This window comes from Cupriavidus sp. UGS-1 (genome assembly GCF_021213615.1).
Classification (GTDB): Bacteria; Pseudomonadota; Gammaproteobacteria; order Burkholderiales; family Burkholderiaceae; genus Cupriavidus.
In genome coordinates this window covers 72,819-98,941 of the sequence record NZ_JAJQJF010000014.1, presented here as the reverse complement: position 1 = coordinate 98,941, position 26,123 = coordinate 72,819, and the positions used below count along the sequence as shown (strand labels likewise).

The following is a 26,123-nucleotide window of genomic DNA, read 5'->3' as shown; positions in this document are numbered from 1 at the left end:
ACGAAGGCGACGTGCCCATGGGCGCGTCGCCGAGATGATCGTTGCGCAGCCGGGCATGGTTGGCGTCGTCCGCGATGACACCGGCGCCACTACCCGACTACGCCCTCGCCTGCGATGTATCGGCCGGCGACTGGCTGTTCCTGAGGACATACTGCCTGGCGACCGCGTTCTCGATCGTGGTGGCGATCTCCCAGCTGACCGAGGTCGCGTTGACCGATGGCCGCAGCGTGATGTCCCTGCCGTCGACGCCGGCTCCCAGTCCGCTGGCGGCCAGCGTCAGCGTGATCACGCCCGGGCCGCTGACGGTGGCCTGCGCGATTTCGCGGTTCGGCGCGAACCGCGGGATCGCCGCGGCCGCATTGTCGCCATTGCAATCGTCCAGCACGCCGCCCGCTTCCTGCGCGCACAGGCTGACCGCCATCTTCAACGGCGCTGCCGCCGTCAGCACGCTCGACAGCCTGGCCCGAATTGTATCGTCCCGATATTGCGGCACCGCGATCGCAGCCAGGATGCCGATGATGGCGACCACCACCATCAGTTCGATCAGCGTGAAGGCGCGATGGGGGCGATAGGGGCGATAGGGGCGATGGGCGCGATCGGCGCGGCGGCCCTGCGGCAAGCGAGCGGCGACTGGCATGGAGCGGCTCCCGAACGGTACGAAGGCCGACAGTATCGAGCCGGCCGAGCGCGCTATGCCGCCCGTTCACAAAATTTGGCATCGGGGCGCCGCGCCCAGCGCTCGCGCGCAGGGTTCGCTTCGACGAAGTGCGCCATGAAAAAAGCCCGGCAACGCCAAGGCGTGCCGGGCTCGTTTCGCATGGCCGCATCCCCCGCAGGGCAGCACGGCCGCGCGTGGCGTCAGGCGGTCCGCGCGCCGCGCTTCTGCATCAGCTTGCCGAGCACGACCACCAGGATCGCGCCAACCGCGCCGAATACCAGGTGGGCGTGCGGCACATGGACTTCGAACCAGGCGGCGTCGACCGGATCGCTGACCAGCATCTCGCCGGCCAGATAGCCGAGCAGCGCGGCACCGGCGACGATGATCACCGGGAAGCGTTCCATCACCTTCAGCAGCAGCGTGCTGCCGAACACGATCAGCGGAATCGACAGGCCCAGGCCGACCACCAGCAACAGCAGCTGGCTGCCCTCGGGCCCCTTCTGCGCCGCGGCGGCGACTGCCACCACGTTGTCCAGCGACATCACCAGGTCAGCGATCAGGATGGTGCGGATCGCGGCCCAGATATTGTCCTTGGCGTCGTGGCCTTCGTCGCCGTCATCGCCGGTCAGCAGCTGCACGCCGATATAGACCAGCAGGATCGCGCCGACGATCTTCAGGTACGGCAGGCTCAGCAGCTTGACCGCGGCGACGGTCAGCACCACCCGCATGATGATCGCGGCGGCGCTGCCCCAGAAGATCGCGCGCTTCTGCTGCGCGGGCGGCAGGTTGCGCGAGGCCAGCGCGATCACGACGGCGTTGTCGCCGGACAGCACGATATTGGTCAGGATGATGGATCCCAGTGCGATCCAGAACGTGGTGGACGACAGCAATTCCACTGCGTGGCTCCTCGAAGTCGATATTGGAATTGGAATGAAGACGGGGTGTCAGGAACATCGGCGCGGGGGCCTGCGCACGGCGCGACTGCGGCGTTTCGGATGTCTGACGCCCAAGACATGGAGATGTACCGCAGCAACCTTTCGTTTTGATTTCAACAAACCGGCAAATACATCAGAAAATGATCTATTGGCTGCTCCAGTGGCGCCAAAACGACAATGCCCTCGCAGGGCGCGAGGGCATTGCCTTTGGGACACCGCCGTGAAAACGCGGCGCCGGCCGATCGGACCGGCGGGACCGGTCCCGATCCGTATTACAGGATCGACTTCAGCAGACGACCCATTTCCGACGGATTCTTGGTGACCTTGATACCGCAGGACTCCATGATCTCCAGCTTGGCCTGCGCCGTGTCGGCACCGCCCGAGATCAGCGCGCCGGCGTGGCCCATGCGCTTGCCCGGAGGCGCCGTGACGCCGGCGATGAAGCCGACCACCGGCTTCTTCATGTTGTCCTTGATCCAGTAGGCCGCGTTGGCCTCGTCCGGACCGCCGATCTCGCCGATCATCACGACGGCATCCGTATCCGGATCGTCGTTGAACATCTTCATCACGTCGATGTGCTTCAGACCGTTGATCGGGTCGCCACCGATGCCGACGGCCGACGACTGGCCCAGGCCCAGCGCGGTCAGCTGGCCCACGGCTTCATAGGTCAGCGTGCCCGAGCGCGACACCACGCCGATGCGGCCCTTCTTGTGGATGTGGCCAGGCATGATGCCGATCTTGATTTCGTCCGGCGTGATCAGGCCCGGGCAGTTCGGTCCGAGCAGCAGCGTCTTCTTGTTTTCGCGGCGCATGCGGTCCTTGACTTCCATCATGTCGCGCACGGGGATGCCTTCGGTGATGCAGACCACCAGGTCCAGATCGGCGTCGACGGCTTCCCAGATCGCGGCGGCCGCGCCTGCGGGCGGAACGTAGATCACCGACACGGTCGCGCCGGTCTGCTGCTTGGCTTCCTTGACGCTCGCGTAGATGGGAATGCCCTCGAAGTCCTCGCCGGCCTTCTTCGGGTTCACGCCGGCAACGAACGCGTTCTTGCCGTTGGCGTAGTCGCGGCAGCCACGGGTGTGGAACTGGCCGGTCTTGCCGGTAATACCTTGGGTGATGACCTTGGTGTCTTTGTTGATCAGAATGCTCATTTGCGTTTCCTTTCCGTCGTCCCCGCGAAGGCGGGGACCCAGTGTCTTATGCAGTCAGGCCTGCGTACAGGTCGTTCCAGTAGGGATTGCTGTCTTCGATCAATCTCAGCTTCCAGTCACGCCGCCATTTCTTGATCTGCTTTTCCCGGGTAATCGCTGCTTCCGCAGACGAGTGCACCTCGTACCAGACCAACTGCTTGACGCCGTACTGCTTCGTGAAACCGTCGACCAGGCCTTCCTTGTATTCCGAAACCCGCTTCAACAAATCCGACGTGACGCCCGTGTATAGCGTTCCGTTTCGCTGACTTGCCAGCATATAAACGAAATAGGCGTCGCGCACGATAGCAGGGGAAGACGCTGGGTCCCCGCATACGCGGGGACGACAGTATTTTTACCGGTAGCCAGACTGCTCCTTACTTGCCCGCGGCCGCGGCCACCACCTTCTGGGCCGCTTCTTCCATGGTGTCGGCGGAGATGATCGGCAGGCCCGACTCGGCCAGCATCTTCTTGCCCAGGTCTTCGTTGGTGCCCTTCATGCGGACGACCAGCGGCACGCCCAGCTGCACCGCCTTCGACGCCGAGATCACGCCTTCGGCGATCACGTCGCAGCGCATGATGCCGCCGAAGATGTTGACCAGGATGGCCTGCACGTTCGGGTTCTTCAGCATCAGCTTGAAGGCCTCGGTCACCTTCTCGGTGGTGGCGCCGCCGCCCACGTCGAGGAAGTTGGCCGGCTCGCCGCCGAACAGCTTGATGGTGTCCATGGTGGCCATCGCCAGGCCGGCGCCGTTGACCAGGCAGCCGATGTTGCCGTCGAGCGAGATGTAGGCCAGGTCGAACTTCGACGCTTCGATTTCAGCCGGATCTTCTTCGTCCAGATCGCGGTAGGCGACGATTTCCGGGTGGCGGAACAGCGCGTTCGAGTCGAAGTTGAACTTGGCGTCGAGCGCGATCACCTTGCCGTCGCCGGTCAGGATCATCGGGTTGATTTCGGCCAGCGAGGCGTCGGTGTCCCAGAACGCCTTGTACAGGCCCTGCAGCGCCTGGCGCGCTTGCGGCACGCTGGCGTCGGGCACGCCGATCTTGCGGGCGATGTCGTCGGCATCCTTGTCGGTCAGGCCGACCGACGGCTCGATGATCAGCGTGTGGATCTTCTCGGGGGTCTGCGCGGCGACTTCCTCGATGTCCATGCCGCCTTCGCTCGAGGCCATCAGCGCGACCTTCTGCGACACGCGGTCGACGACCAGGCTGACGTACAGTTCCTTCTTGATGTCGGCGCCTTCTTCGATCAGCAGGCGATTGACCTTCTTGCCCTCCGGACCGGTCTGGTGCGTGACCAGCTGCATGCCCAGGATGTTGCTGGCGTAGGTCTTGACCTCGTCCAGGCTCTTGGCCACCTTGACGCCGCCACCCTTGCCGCGGCCGCCGGCGTGAATCTGCGCCTTGACGACCCACACCGGGCCGCCAAGCTGTTCGGCCGCCTTCAGCGCTTCTTCGACCGAGAATGCGGGGATACCGCGCGGAACCGGCACATTGTATTTGCGCAGGATTTCCTTGCCTTGGTACTCATGGATATTCATGCGTGTTTCCTTTCGGGTAGGCGTAAATGGGTAGAAAAGCCGGGTAGTAAAGCGTGGTGATGAAGCGGGAGAGGTCGAGATCTCGGTGGGGACCCCGGCACCTCACCCGGACGTTCCGGTGGACCGGTGCGAGGCGGCGCCGTCGTCGTCGGCAATCGCCTGCGGGGCCCGCGGTGACTGCGGCGGCGAGGCCGCGGGCGCATCGGCCCGGACTCTCGGTTTCGGCTGGTGTCCGTACCAGCGCGGGTAAAACTGGCGAACCACTTCCCCTTCGAAGTGCAGCGCATGGCAGCCATGCAGCTGATAGGGCGGTTCGGGATTGCTGTCGTCGCTGGCGCCGTCGCGAATCTTGAAGACGTCGCCAGCAAAGGCCTGGATCGCCGTCGTCGGCAGGATTCCGGCCAGCTCGGTCAGATGGGTGCAGCCGGCCACGCCGCCCAGGCGCTCGCGCACGGCCTTGCGGAAGCCCTTCATCAGGTTCAGGCCGATCAGCTGGCGGTAGGCCGGGCCGATGGTGTCGCAGTGGCCGGGATAGGGAACCCAGTCCGAGCAGGCCTCGGCGTCGACCACGTTCATGCGCAGGTCGATGGTCACGCGCAGCCACAGGTCGTGCAGCGGCTGGCCGATTGGCCGCACGCCGCCGCCTGCGAGCGGAATGTCGCGGGGCTTGGTGTCGGTGAGCCGGGCCTCGATGTCCCACAGGCCGTCTTCGCGGAGATACGCCTCGGCCGTGATGGCGCGGCGATGACGCAGGGCGCGATTGACGGGGGCGGAAAGCGGCATGGCACCAAGCTGTGACAAGGGAAGGCGCGGCGGAACCGGCGCCTGAAGGCGATTTGCTGCGGGCGCACGAATTCGCGGCACGCTTGCGGAAAACTCGTGGAGTTTAACATGCCGAACTACATTGGCCGGGAATACCCGGATGTGTGCAGTGTCGGGCCGGATTGTCGGCACGGATGATCGGGCTACCGGGGCGTTCGCATCACACTCTGCCTCTGGGCCGATCCGGCACGCCGTTCATTCGAACCATCACTCGGGCTGCTCGTCCGGCGGCAGGTCGGCGTCGCGGATCACCCGGCTGATCGCCGCCTGGGAAAAGCCGCGTGCCGTCAGGAAGCGCAGCTGCCTGGCCTTCTCCTCCGGCGTGGCCGGCGCGACGCCGAAGCGTTTGCGCCAGACCTCTCGCGCGCGCTCCAGTTCGGTGGCCCGCAACTGCTGCTGCAGGTCGGCCAGCTGCTCGCCGTCGAGCTGGTGGGTGCGGGCTTCCTGCATGACGCGGGAAGCGCCATAGCGGCTGGCGCGCCGGTGCACCAGGCTCTCGGCAAAGCGGGCGTTCGACAGCCAGTTCTCGCGCTCGAGCGTATCGAGCAGGCGCTCCAGTTCCTCCGGCGACTCGGCATGCGGCGCCAGCTTGCGCGCCAGCTCCGCGCGGCTATGCTCGCGGCGCGACAGGTAGCCGACCGCGCGCGCTTTCAGGGACAGCGGGGGACGGGGCATGAAGACGGCTTGGGATGTAGCGCGATCGCGATGCTCGGGAGGACTCCCCTCTCCCGCTTGCGCGAGAGGGGCCGGGGAGAGGGCAAGGGGCGCTTGGCATGCTACCGCGCATGGAAACCACCCCCTCTCCCCGACCCTCTCCCCCCTGAGGGGGAGAGGGAGAACACCCTTGGAGAGAGATGACAGCCGGGCGGTCCGGGACGCCCCTGGCTCTGCTGGCCCTTTACTCTTCCGCCAGCGCCGGCGTGCCGTTCATCGGCACCACGCCGAGGGCGGCGCGGACCTTGTTCTCGATTTCGTTGGCGATATCGGGATTCTCGCGCAGGAATTCGCGCGCATTGTCCTTGCCCTGGCCGATCTTCTCGCCGTTGTAGCTGTACCAGGCGCCCGACTTCTCGACGATCTTGGCGTCCACGCCGAGGTCGATGATCTCGCCCTGGCGCGAGATGCCCTGGCCGTACAGGATGTCGAAGAAGGCCTCGCGGAACGGCGGCGACACCTTGTTCTTGACCACCTTGACCTTGGTCTCGTTGCCGATCACGTCGTCGCCCTTCTTGATCGAGCCGATGCGGCGGATGTCGAGGCGGACCGAGGCGTAGAACTTCAGCGCGTTGCCGCCCGTGGTGGTTTCCGGCGAGCCGAACATCACGCCGATCTTCATGCGGATCTGGTTGATGAAGATCACCAGGCAGTTGGTGCGCTTGATGGTGCCGGTCAGCTTGCGCAGCGCCTGGCTCATCAGGCGGGCCTGCAGGCCCGGCAGCGCGTCGCCCATCTCGCCTTCGATTTCGGCCCGCGGCACCAGCGCCGCGACCGAGTCGATCACGATCAGGTCGACCGAGCCGGAGCGCACCAGCGCGTCGGTAATTTCCAGCGCCTGTTCGCCGGTGTCCGGCTGCGAGATCAGCAGGTCGCCGACGTTGACGCCCAGCTTGCTGGCGTAGTTGACGTCCAGCGCGTGCTCGGCATCGACGAACGCGCAGGTGCCGCCCAGCTTCTGCATCTCGGCGACCACCTGCAGCGTCAGCGTGGTCTTGCCCGACGATTCCGGGCCGTAGATCTCGACGACCCGGCCGCGCGGCAGGCCGCCGACGCCCAGCGCGACATCCAGGCCCAGCGAGCCGGTCGACACGACCTGGATATCCTGCTCGACCTCGCCATCGCCCATCCGCATGATCGAGCCCTTGCCGAACTGCTTCTCGATCTGCGCCAGCGCGGCGGCCAGCGCCTTCTGCTTCTCGGCGCTCACGCCAGCTGCCTTCTTGCCGTCATCCATGGTCGTCCTTCCGTCAATGGTGTATAAATAGGCCGCATGCGGCGCGCCGCCTGCTATTCGAAGCCGATATTGTGCGGCCACTCGTTACGCAGACCCACGCGCCCGACCCGCGCCACCCCGGCGGTCTGCATCGTCGGAGCGCGCTGCGGCAACGCATTCTAGAGGCGGAGCATGGCAGCCGTGAATCAGCATCGGCTCAAAAATGCCCGGTTGACCGGCGCGATTTCCGACGCGTGGCCTCGGTTGCGATCCAGCCCCATGCGCCCGCCTGGAATCAGCGGGTACTGTATAAAAAAACAGTATGCTTGGCAAGCCCCATTTCATCCCATAGTGCGCATGCCGATCGGGACGACACGGGGAGCGGCGCCCGCCAGCGCACGCCTGCCAGGCCAGGGGAGACCACCATGCGCATTCTGATTGCCGAAGACGACGACGTGCTGGCCGACGGCCTGACCCGTTCCCTGCGCCATTCCGGCTATGCGGTCGATCATGTCGCCAACGGCATGGAAGCCGATTCGGCGCTGTCGACGCAGGCCTACGACCTGGTCATTCTCGATCTGGGGCTGCCCCGCATGCCGGGGCTCGAGGTGCTCAAGCGGCTGCGCGCCCGCGGCGCGATGGTGCCGGTGCTGATCCTGACCGCGGCCGACAGCGTCGACGAGCGGGTCAAGGGCCTGGACCTGGGCGCCGATGACTATATGGCCAAGCCCTTCGCGCTGTCCGAACTGGAGGCGCGCGTGCGCGCGCTGGTGCGGCGCGGCACCGGCGGCGGCGCGACGCTGATGCGGCATGGTCCGCTCGCGTTCGACCAGGTCGGCCGCATCGCCTATCTGAACGACCAGATGCTGGACCTGTCGGCCCGCGAGGTCGGCCTGCTGGAGATCCTGCTGACCCGCTCCGGCCGGCTGGTGTCGAAGGAGCAGCTGGTCGACCATCTGTGCGAATGGGGCGAGGAGGTCAGCAACAACGCGATCGAGGTCTACGTGCATCGGCTGCGCAAGAAGATCGAGGTCGGCGGCATCCGCATCGCCACCGTGCGCGGACTCGGCTACTGCCTGGAGAAATTCCAGCCGGCTGCGGCCACGGCGCACCCCTGATCGAGCAGACGGCGACATCCACACCGACGCCGACACCGATACCGACACCGACGCCAGCGACGCCGCGGCTTTCTCTTCCACCCTGCCCGGCCACCGGCCGCCCCGCTCCTTCCCGCCCTACGCATGTATCCGCTGCGCCTGCCCTGGAAACGCCCGCCGCCGGCGCCGACCGACGCGCGCCGCCGCGCCGCCTCCGCACCCAGCGCCGAGGACGAGGTCAGCGACGAAATGCTGGCCGACGCGCTGCCCCATCTGGAAGACGACGCCGCGCACGCTTCGCCGCGCTCGCTGTTCGGCGAGATTCTCGACTGGATGCTGGCGCCGCTGCTGCTGCTGTGGCCGCTGAGCATCGCGGTCACCTATCTGGTCGCCAAGTCGATCGCCAACGGGCCCTACGATCGCGCGCTCGAATCGAGCGCGATCGTGCTGTCGCAGCAGGTGCGCGAGGTCAACGGCGGCGTGACGCTGCAGCTGCCGCTGTCGGCCCGCGAGATCCTGCGCGCCGACGAGACCGACGCGGTGTACTACCAGGTGGTCGGCACGCGCGGCGAGCTGGTGGCGGGCGATCGCGATTTGCCGCTGCCGGTCGAGGAAGACCGCGGCCACGCCGGGCTGGTGTCGCTGCGCGACGACCAGGTCACCGGCAACGACGTGCGCGTGGCGTATACCTACGTCGAGATGCCGGCGGTGCCGGGCGGCCATCCGGTGCTGGTGCAGGTCGCCGAGACGCTCGACAAGCGCGCGCGGCTGGCCAACGAGATCATCAAGGGCGTGATCCTGCCGCAGTTCGTGATCCTGCCGCTGGCGGTGCTGCTGGTGTGGTTCGGGCTGTCGCGCGGGCTGGCGCCGCTGACCGCGATCCAGCAGCGCATTCGCGCGCGCAATCCGGGCGACACCAGCCCGATCGACGAACAGGCCGCGCCGCAGGAGATCACGCCGCTGGTCGCCTCGTTCAACGAGCTGCTCGAGCGGCTCGATCAATCGGTGCAGACGCAGAAGCGCTTCATCGCCGATGCCGCGCACCAGATGAAGACGCCGCTGGCCGGGCTGCGCATGCAGGCCGAACTGGCGCAGCGCGAGCAGTCGCCCGAGGAACTGCGCAAATCGCTGGCGCAGATCGCCGGCAGTTCGCAGCGCACCGCGCATCTGGTCACGCAGCTGCTGTCGCTGGCGCGCATGGAGAACTTCGCCGGCAGCGGCAACATGGCGCCGCTCGACCTGGCCGCGCTGGCGCGCGAGGTCGTCAAGGACTGGCTGCCGCAGGCCTGGGCCAAGCGCATCGACCTGGGGCTCGATGCGTCCGACCATCCGGTGATGGTCCAGGGCAACCGCCTGATGCTGACCGAGATGCTGAACAACCTGCTCGACAACGCGATCCGCTACACGCCGCCGGGAGGCCACGCCACCGTGCGCGTCAGCGCCGATCCGTTCGAGCCGTTCGCCTATCTGGACGTGGAGGACACCGGGCCCGGCATTCCGCCGGCCGAGCGCCCGCGCGTAATGGAGCGCTTCTATCGCGTGCTGGGCACCAGCACCGAGGGCAGCGGGCTGGGCCTGGCGATCGTGCGCGAGATCGTGCAGCAGCATGGCGGCGACGTCGCCATCGAGGACCACGTCTACCAGCAGCAGCCGCGCCTGGCCGGGGCGCGGCTGCGCGTCACGCTGCGCCGTCCGGCGCCCGGGGAGGCGGCATGAACGCGCCCGATCCGGTACGCCTTGCTCGCCAGCAGCGCGCCGCGGCTGCGTGGCGCACCAACCTGCGCTGGACCGCGGTGCTGCTGACCCTGTGGTTTGCCGGCACGTTCGGCGTCAGCTGGTTCGCGCGCGAGCTGCGCTTCGACTTCTTCGGCTGGCCCTTCTCGTTCTGGGCCGGCGCACAAGGCTTGCTGATCCTGTACGTGCTGATGGCCGCCGCCTATGCCTGGCGCATGAACCGGGCCGATCGTGAGGTTGGCGAGATCGGCGAGCCGGCGCAGGTGCCGACCGACATGCCGGCCGACGACGCCGCGCACGCCGACGATGGCGATGCTGCGCGGCACCGCTGAACGCCGCGGCCCTGCGTACCGCGCGCAGCGCGCAATCGCCGCCTGATCGCGCACCCTGGCATCCCGCATCGCAACATCGCTCCGGCCGGCGGAAGGCGAGTTCGGCCGCCGCGCGACGCTAGCGTATACCCCGAGCAATAAGGGCGACCGCGCCCCCTTTGCTGTCAGAACACCGTAAGTTTCGCCTCCCAGAATCCACACACATTCGACGGCCTCCGCCGGTACGCGGCGTTGCCGCCCGCGTAGCGCGGCCGTGCGAAAGGACCCCTGAACAGTAGGAGGAGACAAAATGGCTAACGCCCAGAATGTCGCAGTGCCGGGAGGCAGTGCGCAGAATGCGCCGATGACGCGCGAGGAGAGGAAGGTCATTCTCGCCTCGTCGCTCGGCACGGTGTTCGAGTGGTACGACTTTTATCTGTACGGTTCGCTGGCGGCGATCATCGCCAAGCAGTTCTTCGCCGGCCTCGATCCGACCTCGGCCTTCATCTTCGCGCTGCTCGCCTTTGCCGCCGGCTTCATCGTGCGGCCGTTCGGCGCGCTGGTGTTCGGCCGGCTCGGCGACATGATCGGCCGCAAGTACACCTTCCTGGTGACGATCCTGATCATGGGCGTGTCGACGTTCATCGTCGGCCTGCTGCCCAGCTATGCCACCATCGGCTGGGCCGCCCCGATCATCCTGATCGCGCTGCGGATGCTGCAGGGCCTCGCGCTCGGCGGCGAGTACGGCGGTGCGGCGACCTACGTCGCCGAACATGCGCCGCACGGCAAGCGCGGCTCGTACACGTCCTGGATCCAGACCACGGCCACGCTCGGCCTGTTCATGTCGCTGATCGTGATCCTGGTGTGCCGTCAGCTGACCGGTCCGGACTTCGAGGTCTGGGGCTGGCGCATTCCGTTCCTGCTGTCGATCGTGCTGCTCGGCATGTCGGTCTACATCCGGCTGTCGATGGCCGAATCGCCGGCGTTCCAGCGCATGAAGTCCGAGGGCAAGACCTCGAAGGCGCCGCTGACGGAATCGTTCGGCCAATGGCGCAACCTGAAGATCGTGATCCTGGCGCTGGTGGGCCTGACCGCCGGCCAGGCCGTGGTCTGGTACACGGGCCAGTTCTACGCGCTGTTCTTCCTGACCCAGGTGCTGAAGGTCGACGCCAAGACCGCCAACCTGCTGATCGCCGGCGCGCTGGTGATCGGCACGCCGTTCTTCGTGTTCTTCGGCGTGCTGTCGGACAAGATCGGCCGCAAGTGGATCATCATGGCCGGCTGCGCGCTGGCGATGCTGACCTACTTCCCGCTGTTCAAGGCGCTGACCCACTACGCCAACCCGGCGCTCGAGCGCGCCCAGCAGTCGGCCCAGATCGTCGTCACCGCCGATCCGAAGCAGTGCTCGTTCCAGGGCAGCCCGATCGCCCGCGAGATCGACTTCCGCAGCTCCTGCGACATCGCCAAGCGCACGCTGGCGCAGTCGTCGGCAAGCTATGAAGTCGTCGAGGCACCGGCCGGCACCACCGCCACCGTCAAGATCGGCGATCGCGAGATCCCGGCCTTCAATGCCGCGCTGGTGCCGCAGGGACACAGCTTCGATCCGGCCAGCAAGGCGAAGATCGACGCCTTCAAGAAGGAAGTCGCCTCGGCCATGACGGCCGCCGGCTATCCGACCAAGGCCGATCCCGCCGAGATGAACACGGTGATGGTGCTGGTGATCCTGGTGATCCTGGTGATCTACGTGACGATGGTCTACGGTCCGATCGCCGCGATGCTGGTCGAGCTGTTCCCGACTCGCATCCGCTACACCTCGATGTCCCTGCCCTACCACATCGGCAACGGCTGGTTCGGCGGCATGCTGCCCACCATCTCGTTCGCCCTGGTCGCGCAGAACGGCAACATCTACTACGGCCTGTGGTACCCGATCGTGATCGCCGGCATCACGCTGGTGGTCGGCTCGCTGTTCATCCGCGAGACCAAAGACGTGGACATCTACGCGCGCGACTGATCTTCGATCGCGCCCCGCCGGCTACGATGCCGGCGGCGAGGCCGGCGGTCCGGCAGGGCCGCCGGTTTTTTTTTCCTTCGGATGCCGGAGGGCCGCACAAAAGTGTTGACAGCGATCCAACGGCCCGTATAATTGCGGTCTTCGTCGGCGAATTAGCTCAGTCGGTTAGAGCGACGGAATCATAATCCGCAGGTCCGGGGTTCGAGTCCCTGATTCGCCACCAGTATTTCGAAGGGGTCAGCGCAAGCTGACCCCTTTTTGTTTTGGCGCCGCCCTCCAGGGTCCCGATCGGGGCTGCTGCCGGGAGCCCCACCCCCCGCCTCCTCAGTTGCGGCCTCAGTTCCCGCCTCAGTTCCGACAGTAAGCCCGCGCCATCGTCTTGACCTCGAGCGCCAGTGCGCGGCGCAGCGCCACCGGCTCCAGCACCTCGACCTGCGGGCCGAACGAGCGCAGCCAGCGCACCAGCCAGTCGGCCATCTCCACCGTGCAGCGAACCACCAGCGAACCGTCGGGGCCGATCTCCTCGGTCTGATCGGGCGCCATCGGCGCGTCGCGCACGATGTCGCCGCAGCCCCTGGCGAAGCGCACCGCCAGCTTGATATTGCCGTCGCCGTGCAGCCCGAATTCGGCCGCCTCCTCGACGTAGTCGGCCAGCGAGAAATGGTCGGGATAGATGAAGCGCTCCTTCAGCGCGTGCGCCGCGTGGACGCGGTCCAGCCGCAGGCATTGCGGCGCCGGGTCCTCGTCTTCCAGTCCGACCAGATAGACCATGCCGGCCTTCTCGACCACGCCGAGCGGCATCAACACGCGCTTGCTCTCCGGCTCGAAGCGCGGCCGGTAAACGACTTCCAGGCAACGCTCCTCGAACACCGCGGTCAGTACCGGCAGCAGCACGACCTCGCGCAGCCGCGGCGGCACCAGCGGCGAACTGCGCTCGACCACCGATACCTTGCGATGCCAGGCGATCCGCCCGGTGGCGCCCTCGCCGCTGCGCCGGCGCAGTTGCGACTCGGCGGCATCGAACAACGGCCGCAGCAGGGTCGCCATCACCGACGTGATCTGGCGGCCGGCGAACCGTTTGAGCACCTGCAGCGCCAGCGCCTCTTCGTCGCTGAGCCAGGTGCCGGCGTTGGCGAGCATCCGGCCGGCGCCTTCGGCGCGGCGCCACATCAGGCCGCGCCCCTGCGCGCGGCACTCTGCCGAGCCGTCGGCGACCAGCAGCACCAGCCGCTGCTGCAGCACCTCGGCGGGCGGTTCGGCGACGCCGAGGGCGGCAAGGCCGCGCGCCACGTCCTCGGCGCTCAGCCAGCGCCGGGGACCGCCGTCGTCAAGCAGGACGGAAAGAATGGAAACGTCGAGTTGCGAATCGAACTGTTGGGCCATAAAGCGCAATCAGAGGTTGGTCATCCGTGGGGAGAGCGAAGCCTATCAAGCGGGGCGTCCGGAAATGAAGGAAATGGACAAGGAACGACGGTTCCCGGCACGCACTTCGGCCCTCCGAAACGAAAGTGCGAGCAACAGCCTATGCGATGCCCGCCGGCACGCGGAGTGGGCAAGGCCCAGGCCGGCGCGGCACACGCATTCGCATTGTTAAAAACTTTGAATAACTGATACGAGGCAGCGTCGCGTCACCGCCCGGATGTGAGCCTATTCTTCTCACATCGGCTGACGACATCGGGCCGCAAAACGATTCTCAAAAATTCAACAAATGGAGAAAATCATGAAGATCACCACCACCCGCCTGGTTCTCAGCGCCGCCATCGCCGGTACCGCGCTGCTGTCGCTGAACAGCGTGTTCGCCGCGCCGGTGCGCGCTTCGCATGCCGGCGACGACTACGGCTACACGTTCCGCTCGGTGGACCGCTTCGCCGGTGGCGCGCGCGCCTTCAACGTCTACGCGGACGGCGCCCGCACGCACGACGTCTACAGCGAGGGCGCCCGTACCGGCACCCGCGGCGATTACCCCGCGCCGATCGGCGAATGAGCCGGCCCGTTGTGACGAAGCGAAGGAGCAAGCGATGAGCGTTCGAGACAATGCACTGATCGTGGCGGCGTGGATCGGCGCCTGCCTCGCCAGTGGCTGGCTGGTGACCTTTACGGGGATGCTGCTGTCGCAGTAAGTGCCGGATCAGGCATGCAATTGGGCGAAGTGCCGAGTTTTTGACCGGAATCATGGCGAGATCGCCGCCTAGCTGCCATCATGAATTCAGCCAGGCAAGGCAACGCCAGCCGTTCCGCCGACCGCCTGGCCGTCGACAACGCCTGCAAGGCCCTGATAGGAGAACCCTCGCCATGACCCATATCGTGCTCGCCACCGACGGCTCCGCCTTCAGCGACGCCGCCGCCCGCTTTATCGCCGAAGGGAAGCTGCTGCAGGGCGACCGGACCGTGCATGTGGTGCACGTCGCCCCGGAGGTCACCGGACAGGTCCGCGCCTTCGTCAGCAAGGACGCCATCGACGACTGGCATCGCGAGGAAAGCGAGAAGGCGATGCGCTCGGTCTGCGACATCCTGGCCGCCGCGCAACTGCGCGTGGAAAAGCATGCGCTCAGCGGCTTTCCGCCGGACCGCATCGTGGCGCTGGCCAAATCGGTCAACGCCGATGCCATCGTGATCGGCACCCATGGCCGCGGCTCGTTCTTCGACGCGGTGCTGGGCTCGGTCGCCGGCCGCGTGGTCGCGCATGCGTCGTGCCCGGTGATCCTGGTGAAGGCACCGGAGAAGGCGTGATGGTGTGATGGCCTGATGGCCTGATGATGCGGGCCATTCAAGGCCCACAGTGTGACGAGCGCCGCGGTCGCGCCCGGGACGATCGGCAGCTCGGCCGATCCAGTCGCGATCAACTCGCGATTAACCCGCGATCAAGCCGACCACAACGGCGGCTCGTCCATCAGCGCGATCTGCTCGCGCAGTTCGAGGATGCGGTCCTGCCAGTAGCGCGCCGTGCCGAACCACGGAAACGCGGCCGGAAAGGCCGGATCGTTCCAGCGGCTCGCCAGCCAGGCGCTGTAGTGCAGCAGGCGCAGCGTGCGCAGCGCCTCGACCAGATGCAGTTCGCGCATCGGGAATTCGGCGAAGTCCTCGTAGCCGGCCACGATATCGGCCAACTGGCTCTGCATCGCGGCGCGGTCCCCCTCCAGCAGCATCCACAGGTCCTGCACCGCGGGCCCGCTCCGGCTGTCGTCGAAGTCGACGAAATGCGGCCCGGCGCTGCCGCCACGGGCCTGATCGGCCTCGATCCACAGCAGGTTGCCGCGATGGCAGTCGCCATGCAGCCGCAGCATCGCCACGTCGCCGGCGCGCTCGTAGCAGCGCCGCACGCCATCGATGGCGAGATCGGCCGCGGCCTGCCAGGCCGGCCGCAGATCGGCCGGGATGCAGTCGTGCGCCAGCAGCCAGTCGCGCGGCGCCACGCCGAAGGTCTCGACATCGAGCGCAGGCCGGTGGAGATAGGGCTGGGCCGCGCCCACGGCGTGGATGCGGCCGATGAAACGGCCGAGCCAGGCCAGCGTGTCGGCGCGATGGAGCTCTGGCTCGCGGCCGCCGCAGCGCGGGAATACCGCGAAGCGAAAGCCCCCATGCGACAGCAGCGTGCTGCCGCCGCAGTCGAGCGGCGGCACGGCCGGGATCTCGGCCTCGGCAAGCTGCCGTACGAAGGCATGTTCCTCGAGGATGGCGGCGTCGCTCCAGCGCCCGGGACGGTAGAACTTCATCACCAGCGGCGCGCCGTCCTCGACCCCCGCCTGCCAGACCCGATTCTCGTAGCTGTTCAGCGCCAGCAGCCGGCCGTCCGGCATGAAGCCGGCAACCTCGAGCGCATCGAGGATCAGGTCGGGCGTCAGTCCCGCGAACGGAATGTCCGGCGAGGCGGCGGAATCGGGCGACATCACCATGGCTAAGCGCTAGCTTAGGACAACGCGCGCGTCAGGACCCCTGCCGCGAACGCTGTCCGCCGAGCAGCGCGGCCTGCGGGCCGGGACGGCGGTTGCGCGACGGACCGTTCGGCTCGGACGCCGGGCGCGGCGCCGCCTGGGCACGTTCGCCATTGCCGGCCGGGCGGCCACCGCCCTTCGCCTGGCCGTTGGCGTGGCCGCCCGGCTTGCCATTGCGCTGCGGCGCGGCGCCGGCTTCCTGCGGCCGTGCGGGACGGGGCTGGCGCGGCGGCCGCGCTTCCGTACGGCGCTCGCCCGACGGTGCGCCTGAGCCCTTACCGGCACCATTGCCGGCGCCATTGCCGGCACCGTTACCGGCACCATTGCCGCCAGGATTGCCGGCACCCTGCGGACGCCCCCGTCCGCCGCCGCCATTCTGGCCGCGCGCCTGGCGGCCCTTCTGGATCGGCTCGGGCGCGATGGTCGGATCCGGTTCGAAGCCCGGCAGCACGATCTGCTCGAGCTTGCGCTTGATCAAACGCTCGATGTCGCGCAGCAGGCCATGCTCGTCGACGCAGACCAGCGACACCGCCTCGCCCTCGGCGCCGGCGCGGCCGGTACGGCCGATCCGGTGCACATAGTCTTCCGGCACGTTCGGCAGGTCGAAGTTGACCACGTGGGGCAGCTGGTCGATATCGATGCCGCGCGCGGCGATGTCGGTCGCCACCAGCAGCCGCAGCGTGCCGGCCTTGAACTCGGACAGCGCGCGCGTGCGCGCCGACTGGCTCTTGTTGCCGTGGATCGCCAGCGCCGACAAGCCTTCCTTGCTCAGCTGCTCGGCCAGCCGGTTGGCGCCGTGCTTGGTGCGGGTGAATACCAGCACCTGGTGCCAGTCGTGCTCGCGCACCAGGTGCGCCAGCAGTTCGCGCTTGCGCTCGCGATCGACCGCATAGACGCGCTGCGCCACGGTCTCGGCCGTGGTGTTGCGGCGCGCGACCTCGATCGACGCGGGATTGTCGAGCAGGCGGTCGGCCAGCGCGCGGATCTCGTCGGAGAAGGTCGCCGAGAACAGCAGGTTCTGCCGCTTGGGCGGCAGCACGTTCAGGATCTTGCGGATGTCATGGATGAAGCCCATGTCCAGCATGCGGTCGGCCTCGTCCAGCACCAGCATCTCGACATGCGACAGGTCGATGGTGCGCTGGCCCACGTGGTCCAGCAGACGGCCCGGCGTGGCCACCACGATATCGACGCCACGCTTGAGCTGATCGATCTGCGGATGGATGCCGACGCCGCCGAACATCACCATCGAACGCAGGCGCAAATACTTGCCGTAGTTGCGCACGCTCTCTTCGACCTGCGCGGCCAGTTCGCGCGTGGGCGTCAGCACCAGCGCGCGGATGCGGGGCCGTTCGCCGCGGGCCGGCGGCTCGGCGCGCGACAGCAATTGCAACATCGGCAGCGTAAAGCCGGCGGTCTTGCCGGTACCGGTCTGGGCGCCGGCGAGCAGGTCGCCGCCCTTCAGGATCGCGGGAATGGCTTGCGCCTGGATCGGCGTGGGCGTGGTATAGCCCTGCTCCGCCACGGCGCGGACAAGCTTGTCAGACAAGCCTAGTTCGGAAAAAGACATGGAATTCGTTTCGGCCGCCCCTTGCGCACGGATGCGCCAATCGTCGGGGCCGGCATGGATTGTGGCGACTGGCCGGCTGCCGCCGTCATCGCCTGCATGGGCGGGACGCGGGGTGCCGGGGAAGCGGAACGACTGCCTCCGCCTCCAGGTTCGGAAGGCCCGTAGTGTATCAGCCTCGGCGCATTCGCACCGGACGCCCCATGAGCCGAGCGGGTAGAATAGCGGGCTGTCCCGCCTTGCCCCGCCCGCCTGGCATTCCGCCCAGCGCCGGCCGCCGCGGCAGGCCATGTTCCGCCCCCTGAAGCATCCGATGCCCCCAGGTCAACCACTGAGATCGGCACCATGAATCCACGTCCCCAAGCCACCGAGGCCACCCAGCCTGCGGCGGCGCCCGCCACGCCCGTCAAGAAGGTCTTCATCAAGACCTACGGCTGCCAGATGAACGAGTACGACTCCGACAAGATGGTCGACGTACTGCACGCCAGCCAGGGGCTGGAGAAGACCGACAATCCCGAAGACGCCGACGTGATCCTGTTCAATACCTGCTCGGTGCGCGAGAAGGCGCAGGAGAAGGTGTTCTCGGAACTGGGACGGATGAAGGCGCTGAAGGCCGCCAAACCCGACCTGGTGATCGGCGTCGGCGGCTGCGTGGCGAGCCAGGAAGGCGCGGCGATCGTCTCGCGCGCGCCGTATGTCGACGTCGTGTTCGGCCCGCAGACACTGCACCGGCTGCCCGACATGATCGCGCGCCGCCGCCAGAGCGGCCATTCGCAGGTCGACATCTCGTTCCCCGAGATCGAGAAGTTCGACCACCTGCCGCCGGCGCGCGTCGAAGGCCCGAGCGCCTTCGTCTCGATCATGGAAGGCTGCTCGAAATACTGCAGCTACTGCGTGGTGCCCTACACCCGCGGCGAGGAAGTCTCGCGCCCCTTCGACGACGTGCTGGCCGAGATCGCGGGCCTGGCCGACCAGGGCGTGCGCGAGGTCACGCTGCTGGGGCAGAACGTCAACGCCTACCGCGGCCGCATGGGCGATACCAGCGAGATCGCCGATTTCGCGCTGCTGATCGAATATGTGGCGGAGATCCCCGGCATCGAGCGGATCCGCTATACCACCAGCCATCCGAAGGAATTCACCGCGCGGCTGATCGACGTCTACGCGCGCGTGCCGAAGCTGGTCGACCACCTGCACCTGCCGGTGCAGCACGCGTCGGACCGCATCCTGATGGCGATGAAGCGCGGCTACAGCGTGCTCGAATACAAGAGCATCATCCGCAAGCTGCGCGCGATCCGGCCCACCATGTCGATGTCGTCGGACTTCATCGTCGGCTTTCCCGGCGAAACCGACGCCGACTTCGACAAGCTGATGGCGATGGTCGAGGAGATCGGCTACGACACCTCGTTCTCGTTCATCTTCAGCCCGCGCCCCGGCACGCCCGCGGCCAACCTGCACGACGACACGCCGCACGAGGTCAAGCTGCGCCGTCTGCAACGGCTGCAGGCGACCATCGAGGAGAACGTGCAGCGCATCAGCCGCGGCATGGTCGGCACGGTGCAGCGCATCCTGGTCGAAGGCCCGGCGCGCAAGGACCCGAACGAGCTGCACGGCCGCACCGAGAACAACCGCGTGGTCAATTTCGCGCTGCCCGGCGTGCCGCAGGCGAGCCGCGACCGGCTGATCGGCCAGATGGTCGAGGTCACGATCACCGAGGCCTTCCCGCATTCGCTGCGCGGCGAGATCCTGGTGCGCGGATAGGCGCGATTCCCGGCGCGCCGCGCGCACGGCGACGGCCGAAGACGAACAACAACGGAGCGCTCTCCCGATGAAAATTCCTTCCGCAGAATTCGTGGCGCCCAAGGACGACAACGCCCGGCTGCAGAACCTGTGCGGTCCGCTGGACGAAAACCTGCGCCAGGTCGAACAGGCGCTGGACGTCACGATCCAGCGGCGCGGCCACAAGATGACGGTGCGCGGCGCCAATGCGAACGAGGCCGCCGCCGCGCTGGAGCGCTTCTACAACCAGGCCCGCACGCCGCTGTCGATCGACGACGTGCAGCTCGGCCTGATCGAGACGCGCCAGTACGCTGCGCATGTCGCCGGCCCGCCCGGGGCGGACAACGACGCCGGCGCGGATGCCGACGACGAATCGCCGGTGCTGCATACACGCCGCACCGGCCTGGTCGGCCGCACCGCGGCGCAGCGCGACTACCTGCGCAATATCGTCTCGCACGACCTGACCTTGGGCATCGGCCCGGCGGGCACCGGCAAGACCTATCTGGCGGTGGCCTGCGCGGTCGATGCGCTCGAGCGCGACGCGGTCAAGCGCATCGTGCTGACGCGTCCGGCGGTCGAGGCCGGCGAGCGGCTGGGCTTCCTGCCGGGCGACCTGGCGCAGAAGGTCGATCCGTATCTGCGCCCGCTGTACGACGCGCTGTACGACCTGCTCGGCTTCGACCGCACGCAGAAGATGTTCGAGCGCCAGATGATCGAGATCGCGCCGCTCGCCTATATGCGCGGCCGCACGCTGAACCACGCCTTCATCATCCTGGACGAGGCGCAGAACACCACGCCGGAGCAGATGAAGATGTTCCTGACCCGGATCGGCTTCGGCTCCAAGGCGGTGATCACCGGCGACACCACGCAGATCGACCTGCCGCGCGGCCAGAAGAGCGGCCTGATCGAAGCGCAGCACGTGCTGCGCGACGTGCGCGGCGTCGCCGCGACCCGCTTCACCAGCATCGACGTGGTGCGCCATCCGCTGGTGGCGCGCATCGTCGAGGCCTACGACGAATACCACGCCCAGCACAAGGACACCTGATTTGACCAGCAAGAAGATGGCTCCCAGCGCCGCCCCCAGCCTGATCCTGTTCGACGGCGAAGGCCGGGCCCGCAAGAGCGCCGCGCACGCGCTGCGCGTGCAGCTGCCCGACGGCCGCAGCCTGACCGTGGACCTGTCGCAGGCCGCCGACGGCGTGGTGTCGCTGCTGGCCGAGCACAGCGACCCGCGCCAGCGCGCCGGCCTGCTGGCCCGCCCCGACAGCCACGACGCGCTGGCGGTGGCGGTCACCGCCACGCCGCTGCTGACCACCACCGGCACGCCGGCCACGCCGCCCGAACTGACGCTGGACGTGCAGTACGGCGACGGCGTCCGCGGCCGGCGCGGGCTGCCGCCGCGCGCACGGCTGCAGACGTGGCTGCGCTCGGCACTGTTCGCCGATGCCCAGCTGACCGTGCGCTTCGTCGACGAGGACGAGGGCCGCGCGCTGAACCGGGGCTTCCGCGGCAAGGACTACGCGACCAATGTGCTGACCTTCGCCTATGCCGAGCACGACGACGATCCGGTCACCGCCGACATCGTGCTGTGCTGCCCGGTGGTCGAGCGCGAGGCGCGCGAACAGCGCAAGCCGCTCGAGGCGCATTACGCGCATCTGCTGGTGCACGGCGCACTGCACGCGCAGGGCTACGAGCACGAGGACGACGCCGAGGCCGAGGAGATGGAGGCCATCGAGACCGAGACGCTGCTGGCGCTGGGGTTTGCCGACCCGTACCGCGACGACGGGGGGCCGCGGCTGGGGCACTGAATGATCAGCGAGGGGATGGGCGTGCGGCCCCGCTTGCCCTCTCCCCCGGCCCCTCTCCCGCAAGCGGACGAGGGGAGAAACCAGCCAGTGCGACCTCTGCGCCGCATCGGACCCGGTTGGTGGCTCCGGCCGCCGGCCACCCGGCCGGAACCGAAAAACAATTGGTGTATGCTTGCTCCGGTATCCACCACGCGCACCTTGCGCCATGAACGACCCTTACCCTAGTTCGAAACCAGTCGACCGGCCCCGGTCCCTGCTCGAACGACTGAGCGATCTGATTTCTCCCGAGCCCGAATCGCGGGCCGAATTGCTCGAAGTCCTCCAGGATGCCCACGCCCGCAATCTGATCGACGCGGAGTCGCTGTCGATGATCGAGGGCGTGTTCCAGGTCTCGGAATTGACCGCGCGCGACATCATGGTGCCTCGCGCCCAGATGGACGCGGTCAATATCGCCGACGCGCCGGAAGCCTTCATTCCCTTCATGCAGGAGACCGCGCACTCGCGCTTTCCGGTCTACGAAGGCAGCCGCGACAACATCATCGGCATCCTGCTCGCCAAGGACCTGCTGCGCTACTACACCGACAGCGAGTTCGACCTGCGCGAGATGCTGCGGCCCGCGGTGTTCATCCCCGAGTCCAAGCGCCTGAACATCCTGCTGCGCGAATTCCGCAACAACCGCAATCACATCGCGATCGTGGTCGACGAGTACGGCGGCGTCGCCGGGCTGGTCACGATCGAGGACGTGCTGGAACAGATCGTCGGCGACATCGAGGACGAATTCGATCTCGACGAGGATGACGACAATATCGTGCCGCTGCCCGACGGCAGCTGGCGCGTGCACGGGCTGACCGAAATCGAGCAGTTCAACGAGGCCTTCGGCACCCAGTTTCCCGACGACGACGTCGATACGGTCGGCGGCCTGCTGACCAACCACGTCGGCCACGTGCCGCACCGCGGGGAAATCATCACGCTGCCGCCGCTGCGCTTCGAGGTGCTGCGCGCCGACGCGCGCCAGCTGCATCTGCTGCTGGTCCGGCGCGAAGCCCCCGCGGTCACCGACGCCGTGGCCAACGCATGAAGCGGCTGGCGCAGGGCTGGAACGGCGCCGCCGCCGCCGAACTTGAGACACCACTGACCGACACCCGCCGCGGCCGCGCGCGCTGGGGCCGCCTGCTGCTGGCCGGCGTGCTTGGCGTCGCCCATACCCAGGCCTTCGCGCCGCGCGACTGGTGGTGGCTGCAGCTGCTGGCGCTGGCGGGACTGGCCGCGCTGCTGTTCGATACCCGCCGCGTGCGCGATGCCGCCGCGCTGGGCTACGCCTTCGGACTGGGCTGGTTCCTGTCCGGCATCTGGTGGCTCTATATCAGCATGCATGTCTACGGCGAGATGCCGGCCTGGATGGCCGCGCTCGCGGTGCTGCTGTTCTCGGGCTATCTCGCGCTCTATCCCGCGCTGGCGGCCGCCGCGTGGCATCGCGCCACCGCGTCGCGGCGCTTCGGTCCGGCCGCTTCCACCGCTTCCGCCGCTTCCGCAGACCCCGCCGGCTGGTTCGGGCTGGTGGCCGCGCCGCTGGCGTTCGGCGCCGCCTGGGGCCTGACCGAATGGCTGCGCGGCGTGATCTTCACCGGTTTCCCGTGGCTGGGCAGCGGCTATGCGCATACCGACGGACCGCTGGCCGGCTACGCGCCGCTGCTGGGCGTCTACGGCATCGGCGCGCTGGCCGCGCTGTGCGCGGCCTGGCTGGCGGCGCTGGCGCGCCTCGTCCGACCGGCATCGGCGCAAATGCCGGAAATGCCGGCCGGCGGCCGCGCCGCCGCGCTGTCGGCCAGGCTGGCGGTCCCGCTGGGCCTGGCGATGCTGCTCGGCGCCGGCTGGCTGCTGGCGGGGCGGGCGTGGACCGAGCCGGTCGGCGCACCGCTGTCGGTGCGGCTGCTGCAGGGCAACGTGCCGCAGGACATCAAGTTCGAGGCGGCCGGCATCGCCCGCTCCAACGCGCTGTACCGCGACATGATCACCGCGGCCCCGGCCGACCTGGTGGTCACGCCGGAGACCGCGTTCCCGCTGATCCTGCAGGACATGCCGCCGGAGATCGCGCTGGCGCTGCGGCAGTTCAGCGTCGGCACCGGCACCGCGCTGCTGTTTGGCGCCGCGGGCGCCGACTCGCCGGTCGACTTCACCAACAGCGTGTTCGGCATCGGCCCCGAGATGAAGGGGCTGTACCGCTACGACAAGCACCACCTGGTGCCCTTCGGCGAGTTCATCCCCTGGGGCTTCCGCTGGTTCGTCGACATGATGAAGATGCCGCTGGGGGACTTCCGCCGCGGCGGACTGGCGCAGGCGCCGCTGCCGGTGCGCGGCGTGATGGTGGCGCCCAATATCTGCTACGAGGATCTGTTCGGCGAGGAAATCGCGCGCACGCTGCGCGGCCAGCCGCAGCCGGCCAATGTGCTGGTCAACGTCACCAACCTGGCCTGGTTCGGCGACACCATCGCGCTCGATCAGCACCTGCAGATCTCGCGGATGCGTGCGCTGGAGACCCGCCGGCCGATGCTGCGCTCGACCAATACCGGCATGACGGCGGTGGTCGCGCCGGACGGCAGCGTGCCGGCGCGGCTGGCGACCTTCACCACCGGCACGCTCAGCGCACAGGTACAGGGCACGCGCGGGCTGACGCCCTATGTGCGGGTCGGCAATGTGCCGGCGGTGCTCGGCTGCCTGCTGGTGCTGCTGGTGGTGGCCTGGCGCGCGGCGTCGGGCCGGCGCGGCGCCGGCGCCTGAGCGTTTCGCCGGCCTGGGCGGCCGAGCCTTACTGGATCACGCTCGCGACGATCGATACCGCGGCAGCCGCCGCCATCACCGCCAGGGCGACCCGATAGGGTTTGTGCGAAAGAAACGACATGTTGTTGTCCCCGTTGTCTTGGCGCCGACGGGCGCCCGCGCGGCGCCGTCCGCTGCCTCTGTCGAACAGCTTTTCAATAATGTATACAAAAATCGATAACGGCAGGCGCTTCCGGAACTTGAGATCCCTCGGGATTTACCCGAAGTCCTCGCCCGGCTGCCGTGCCCTTCCCTTCGGCGGCTGCCGGGCAAAAAACCGCTAGAATTCTGGGTTTGGCAACGACGGGGCCGGCTTGTCCGGCCGCCGTCCCTGCCCGCTTCCGCTTCGGTGGCCCGCCGCCGGGCCAACACTCCGCGAACCGTCGTCTTCGTTATGCTGACCTTCCAACAAATGATCCTGACCTTGCAGTCCTACTGGGACCGGCAAGGATGCGCGCTGTTGCAACCCATCGATCTGGAGGTTGGCGCCGGTACCTCGCACGTGCATACCTTCCTGCGCGCGATCGGCCCGGAGCCGTGGCGCGCCGCCTATGTGCAACCGTCGCGCCGCCCGAAGGACGGCCGCTACGGCGAGAACCCGAACCGGCTGCAGCACTACTACCAGTACCAGGTCGTGCTCAAGCCCGCGCCGGAGAACATTCTCGAGCTGTACCTGGGCTCGCTCGAGGCGCTGGGCCTGGACCTGAAGCAGAACGACATCCGCTTCGTCGAGGACGACTGGGAAAACCCGACGCTGGGCGCCTGGGGCCTGGGCTGGGAGGTCTGGCTCAACGGCATGGAGGTGACCCAGTTCACCTACTTCCAGCAGGTCGGCGGCATCGACTGCAAGCCGATCACCGGCGAGATCACCTACGGCATCGAACGCCTCGCGATGTATCTGCAGGGCGTCGAGAACGTCTACGACCTGGTCTGGACCGAGTGGGAAGAAAACGGCAAGACGCGCCGCCTGACCTACGGCGACGTCTATCACCAGAACGAGGTCGAGCAGTCGACCTACAACTTCGAGCAGAGCAACACCGACATCCTGTTCCGCCATTTCTCCGAACACGAGAGCGAGGCCAAGCGGTTGATGGGCGTCGGCGCCGAGGCCGGCGCGGACCCGGCAACCCAGGCGGCCGGCGCCAAGCTGGCGCTGCCGGCCTACGAACAGGTACTCAAGGCCGCCCACACCTTCAACCTGCTGGACGCACGCGGCGCGATCTCGGTGACCGAGCGCGCCGCCTATATCGGCCGCATCCGCAATCTGTCGCGGCTGGTCGCGCAGGCCTACTACGAATCGCGCGAGGCGCTGGGCTTCCCGATGTGCGGGCCGGCCGGCGGCGCGGCCGCCGGGACCGCCGCCGCCGAGGCCGCCGCATGAACTCGATGGCACGCCGTGCGCTGTGCTGCGCGCTGGCGGTGGCCGCCGCGGGCGGCGCGCACGCCATCGTGCCCTCGGCCTATGCCCAGGCCTCGCAGGTGCTCTACCCGTCGGCCGAGCAGGCCAACGTCTGCGAAGGCGATTCGCAGGCGCTGCAGCAGTCCATCAACAAGCATCTGCAGCCGAGCGCCAACGCGATCGACCAGTGGACGCAGCTGGTGCGCTCGATGTCGTGCGACCTGTCCGGGTCCAGGGACCTGGGCTGGCGGCGCGTGCCGCTGCGCGCCTACGAGAGCGCGATCCGCTATCCGCTGACCTGGGTCGAGACCACGCACCGCAACGGCCGCCAACGGCGCCTGGTGCGGACCTACCATTCGGCCTCGCAACTGCCGCCGCGGATCGACTTCTGGATCGGCGGCCGCATCGACGAGATCCGCTACGATCGCCGCCATCACCGGCTGTATGCGCGCTTCTCCGCGAACAGCGAGAAGCTGGCCGGCAGCACGCAGTCCGCATGCCGCTCGACCACGCTGCAGTTTCGCCAGCAGCATGGGCTATGGCTGCTGTCGGGCGTCGAACCGCGCTGTTGAGCGCCGCTGAACCTTTCCGGCGC

24 protein-coding genes and 1 tRNA gene are annotated in these 26,123 nt (G+C 67.8%); 14 read left to right on the top strand and 11 right to left on the bottom strand.

Going from position 1 to position 26,123, the window contains the following annotated elements:
- Window positions 1-97 precede the first annotated feature (97 nt).
- The 8 genes from LRR16_RS17930 to recA all read right to left on the bottom strand — a co-directional run bounded on the left by LRR16_RS17930 (window position 98) and on the right by recA (window position 7,100).
- Window positions 98-637: a pilin gene (locus LRR16_RS17930; protein WP_304524542.1), complete on the bottom strand. Its 540-nt coding sequence runs from the start codon at window positions 635-637 to the stop codon at window positions 98-100.
- A 221-nt stretch (window positions 638-858) separates the two neighbouring features.
- A complete protein-coding gene (locus LRR16_RS17920) occupies window positions 859-1,554 on the bottom strand; it encodes a TerC family protein (protein ID WP_006576697.1) in 696 nt (231 codons plus the stop codon).
- 311 nt (window positions 1,555-1,865) lie between these two features.
- A complete protein-coding gene (sucD, locus tag LRR16_RS17915; protein ID WP_006576698.1) occupies window positions 1,866-2,747 on the bottom strand; it encodes a succinate--CoA ligase subunit alpha in 882 nt (293 codons plus the stop codon).
- A 46-nt stretch (window positions 2,748-2,793) separates the two neighbouring features.
- The gene (locus LRR16_RS17910; protein WP_082928581.1) at window positions 2,794-3,087 is read right to left on the bottom strand and encodes a GIY-YIG nuclease family protein; all 294 of its coding nucleotides are present in this window, start codon (window positions 3,085-3,087) and stop codon (window positions 2,794-2,796) included.
- Between the two features lie 73 nt (window positions 3,088-3,160).
- Complete coding sequence (sucC, locus tag LRR16_RS17905; RefSeq protein WP_006576700.1) at window positions 3,161-4,327, bottom strand: ADP-forming succinate--CoA ligase subunit beta; 1,167 nt, start codon at window positions 4,325-4,327, stop codon at window positions 3,161-3,163.
- Window positions 4,328-4,429: 102 nt separating this feature from the next.
- Window positions 4,430-5,110, bottom strand: a complete 681-nt coding sequence (locus LRR16_RS17900) for a DUF2889 domain-containing protein (protein WP_232206744.1) — start codon at window positions 5,108-5,110, stop codon at window positions 4,430-4,432.
- Between the two features lie 246 nt (window positions 5,111-5,356).
- Entirely contained in the window at window positions 5,357-5,824 is a 468-nt protein-coding gene (recX, locus tag LRR16_RS17895) for a recombination regulator RecX (RefSeq protein ID WP_064576437.1), read from the bottom strand.
- A gap of 223 nt (window positions 5,825-6,047) precedes the next feature.
- Entirely contained in the window at window positions 6,048-7,100 is a 1,053-nt protein-coding gene (gene recA / locus LRR16_RS17890) for a recombinase RecA (RefSeq protein WP_006576703.1), read from the bottom strand.
- 404 nt (window positions 7,101-7,504) lie between these two features.
- Here recA and LRR16_RS17885 point away from each other — a divergent pair, with 404 nt between their 5' ends.
- The 5 genes from LRR16_RS17885 to LRR16_RS17865 all read left to right on the top strand — a co-directional run bounded on the left by LRR16_RS17885 (window position 7,505) and on the right by LRR16_RS17865 (window position 12,455).
- Window positions 7,505-8,197 carry a response regulator transcription factor gene (locus LRR16_RS17885; RefSeq protein ID WP_006576704.1) on the top strand — a complete coding sequence of 231 codons (693 nt, stop codon included), beginning with the start codon at window positions 7,505-7,507 and terminating at the stop codon, window positions 8,195-8,197.
- Window positions 8,198-8,320: 123 nt separating this feature from the next.
- Window positions 8,321-9,892, top strand: coding sequence for a sensor histidine kinase (locus tag LRR16_RS17880; protein ID WP_232206719.1), 1,572 nt, complete (start codon window positions 8,321-8,323; stop codon window positions 9,890-9,892).
- A complete protein-coding gene (locus LRR16_RS17875) occupies window positions 9,889-10,242 on the top strand; it encodes a DUF4212 domain-containing protein (RefSeq protein ID WP_232206718.1) in 354 nt (117 codons plus the stop codon). The genes LRR16_RS17880 and LRR16_RS17875 overlap by 4 nt, the downstream gene beginning before the upstream one ends.
- A 289-nt stretch (window positions 10,243-10,531) precedes the next feature.
- Window positions 10,532-12,232, top strand: a complete 1,701-nt coding sequence (locus tag LRR16_RS17870; RefSeq protein ID WP_064576440.1) for an MFS transporter — start codon at window positions 10,532-10,534, stop codon at window positions 12,230-12,232.
- Between the two features lie 146 nt (window positions 12,233-12,378).
- A tRNA-Met gene (locus LRR16_RS17865) sits at window positions 12,379-12,455 on the top strand.
- Window positions 12,456-12,580: 125 nt separating this feature from the next.
- Here LRR16_RS17865 and LRR16_RS17860 read toward each other — a convergent pair.
- Complete coding sequence (locus tag LRR16_RS17860) at window positions 12,581-13,615, bottom strand: YafY family protein (RefSeq protein WP_064576441.1); 1,035 nt, start codon at window positions 13,613-13,615, stop codon at window positions 12,581-12,583.
- A 337-nt stretch (window positions 13,616-13,952) separates the two neighbouring features.
- Between LRR16_RS17860 and LRR16_RS17855 the strand changes: the two genes are divergently transcribed.
- The gene (locus LRR16_RS17855; protein WP_232206717.1) at window positions 13,953-14,216 is read left to right on the top strand and encodes a hypothetical protein; all 264 of its coding nucleotides are present in this window, start codon (window positions 13,953-13,955) and stop codon (window positions 14,214-14,216) included.
- A gap of 308 nt (window positions 14,217-14,524) precedes the next feature.
- Complete coding sequence (locus tag LRR16_RS17850; RefSeq protein WP_232206716.1) at window positions 14,525-14,962, top strand: universal stress protein; 438 nt, start codon at window positions 14,525-14,527, stop codon at window positions 14,960-14,962.
- A gap of 131 nt (window positions 14,963-15,093) precedes the next feature.
- Here LRR16_RS17850 and LRR16_RS17845 read toward each other — a convergent pair whose 3' ends face one another.
- Together LRR16_RS17845 and LRR16_RS17840 are read right to left on the bottom strand one after the other, a co-directional pair.
- On the bottom strand, window positions 15,094-16,125 hold the full coding sequence (locus tag LRR16_RS17845; protein WP_232206715.1) for a serine/threonine protein kinase: 1,032 nt from the start codon (window positions 16,123-16,125) through the stop codon (window positions 15,094-15,096).
- A 31-nt stretch (window positions 16,126-16,156) separates the two neighbouring features.
- A complete protein-coding gene (locus LRR16_RS17840; RefSeq protein ID WP_232206714.1) occupies window positions 16,157-17,731 on the bottom strand; it encodes a DEAD/DEAH box helicase in 1,575 nt (524 codons plus the stop codon).
- Window positions 17,732-18,073: 342 nt separating this feature from the next.
- Here LRR16_RS17840 and miaB point away from each other — a divergent pair, with 342 nt between their 5' ends.
- The 7 genes from miaB (at window position 18,074) to LRR16_RS17805 (ending at window position 26,100) form a co-directional block, all read left to right on the top strand.
- On the top strand, window positions 18,074-19,486 hold the full coding sequence (gene miaB / locus LRR16_RS17835; RefSeq protein WP_006579846.1) for a tRNA (N6-isopentenyl adenosine(37)-C2)-methylthiotransferase MiaB: 1,413 nt from the start codon (window positions 18,074-18,076) through the stop codon (window positions 19,484-19,486).
- A 67-nt stretch (window positions 19,487-19,553) separates the two neighbouring features.
- The gene (locus LRR16_RS17830; protein ID WP_064576447.1) at window positions 19,554-20,549 is read left to right on the top strand and encodes a PhoH family protein; all 996 of its coding nucleotides are present in this window, start codon (window positions 19,554-19,556) and stop codon (window positions 20,547-20,549) included.
- 1 nt (window position 20,550) lies between these two features.
- On the top strand, window positions 20,551-21,312 hold the full coding sequence (gene ybeY / locus LRR16_RS17825) for an rRNA maturation RNase YbeY (protein WP_082928582.1): 762 nt from the start codon (window positions 20,551-20,553) through the stop codon (window positions 21,310-21,312).
- Between the two features lie 205 nt (window positions 21,313-21,517).
- Window positions 21,518-22,390 (top strand): HlyC/CorC family transporter, encoded by an 873-nt coding sequence (locus LRR16_RS17820; RefSeq protein ID WP_043440367.1) that lies wholly within the window; start codon window positions 21,518-21,520, stop codon window positions 22,388-22,390.
- Window positions 22,387-24,090: an apolipoprotein N-acyltransferase gene (gene lnt, locus LRR16_RS17815; RefSeq protein WP_232206713.1), complete on the top strand. Its 1,704-nt coding sequence runs from the start codon at window positions 22,387-22,389 to the stop codon at window positions 24,088-24,090. The genes LRR16_RS17820 and lnt overlap by 4 nt, the downstream gene beginning before the upstream one ends.
- Window positions 24,091-24,523: 433 nt before the next feature.
- Window positions 24,524-25,510: a glycine--tRNA ligase subunit alpha gene (glyQ, locus tag LRR16_RS17810; RefSeq protein WP_232206712.1), complete on the top strand. Its 987-nt coding sequence runs from the start codon at window positions 24,524-24,526 to the stop codon at window positions 25,508-25,510.
- A complete protein-coding gene (locus LRR16_RS17805; RefSeq protein ID WP_006579596.1) occupies window positions 25,507-26,100 on the top strand; it encodes a hypothetical protein in 594 nt (197 codons plus the stop codon). Before glyQ ends, LRR16_RS17805 begins: the two co-directional genes overlap by 4 nt.
- Window positions 26,101-26,123: the final 23 nt, after the last annotated feature.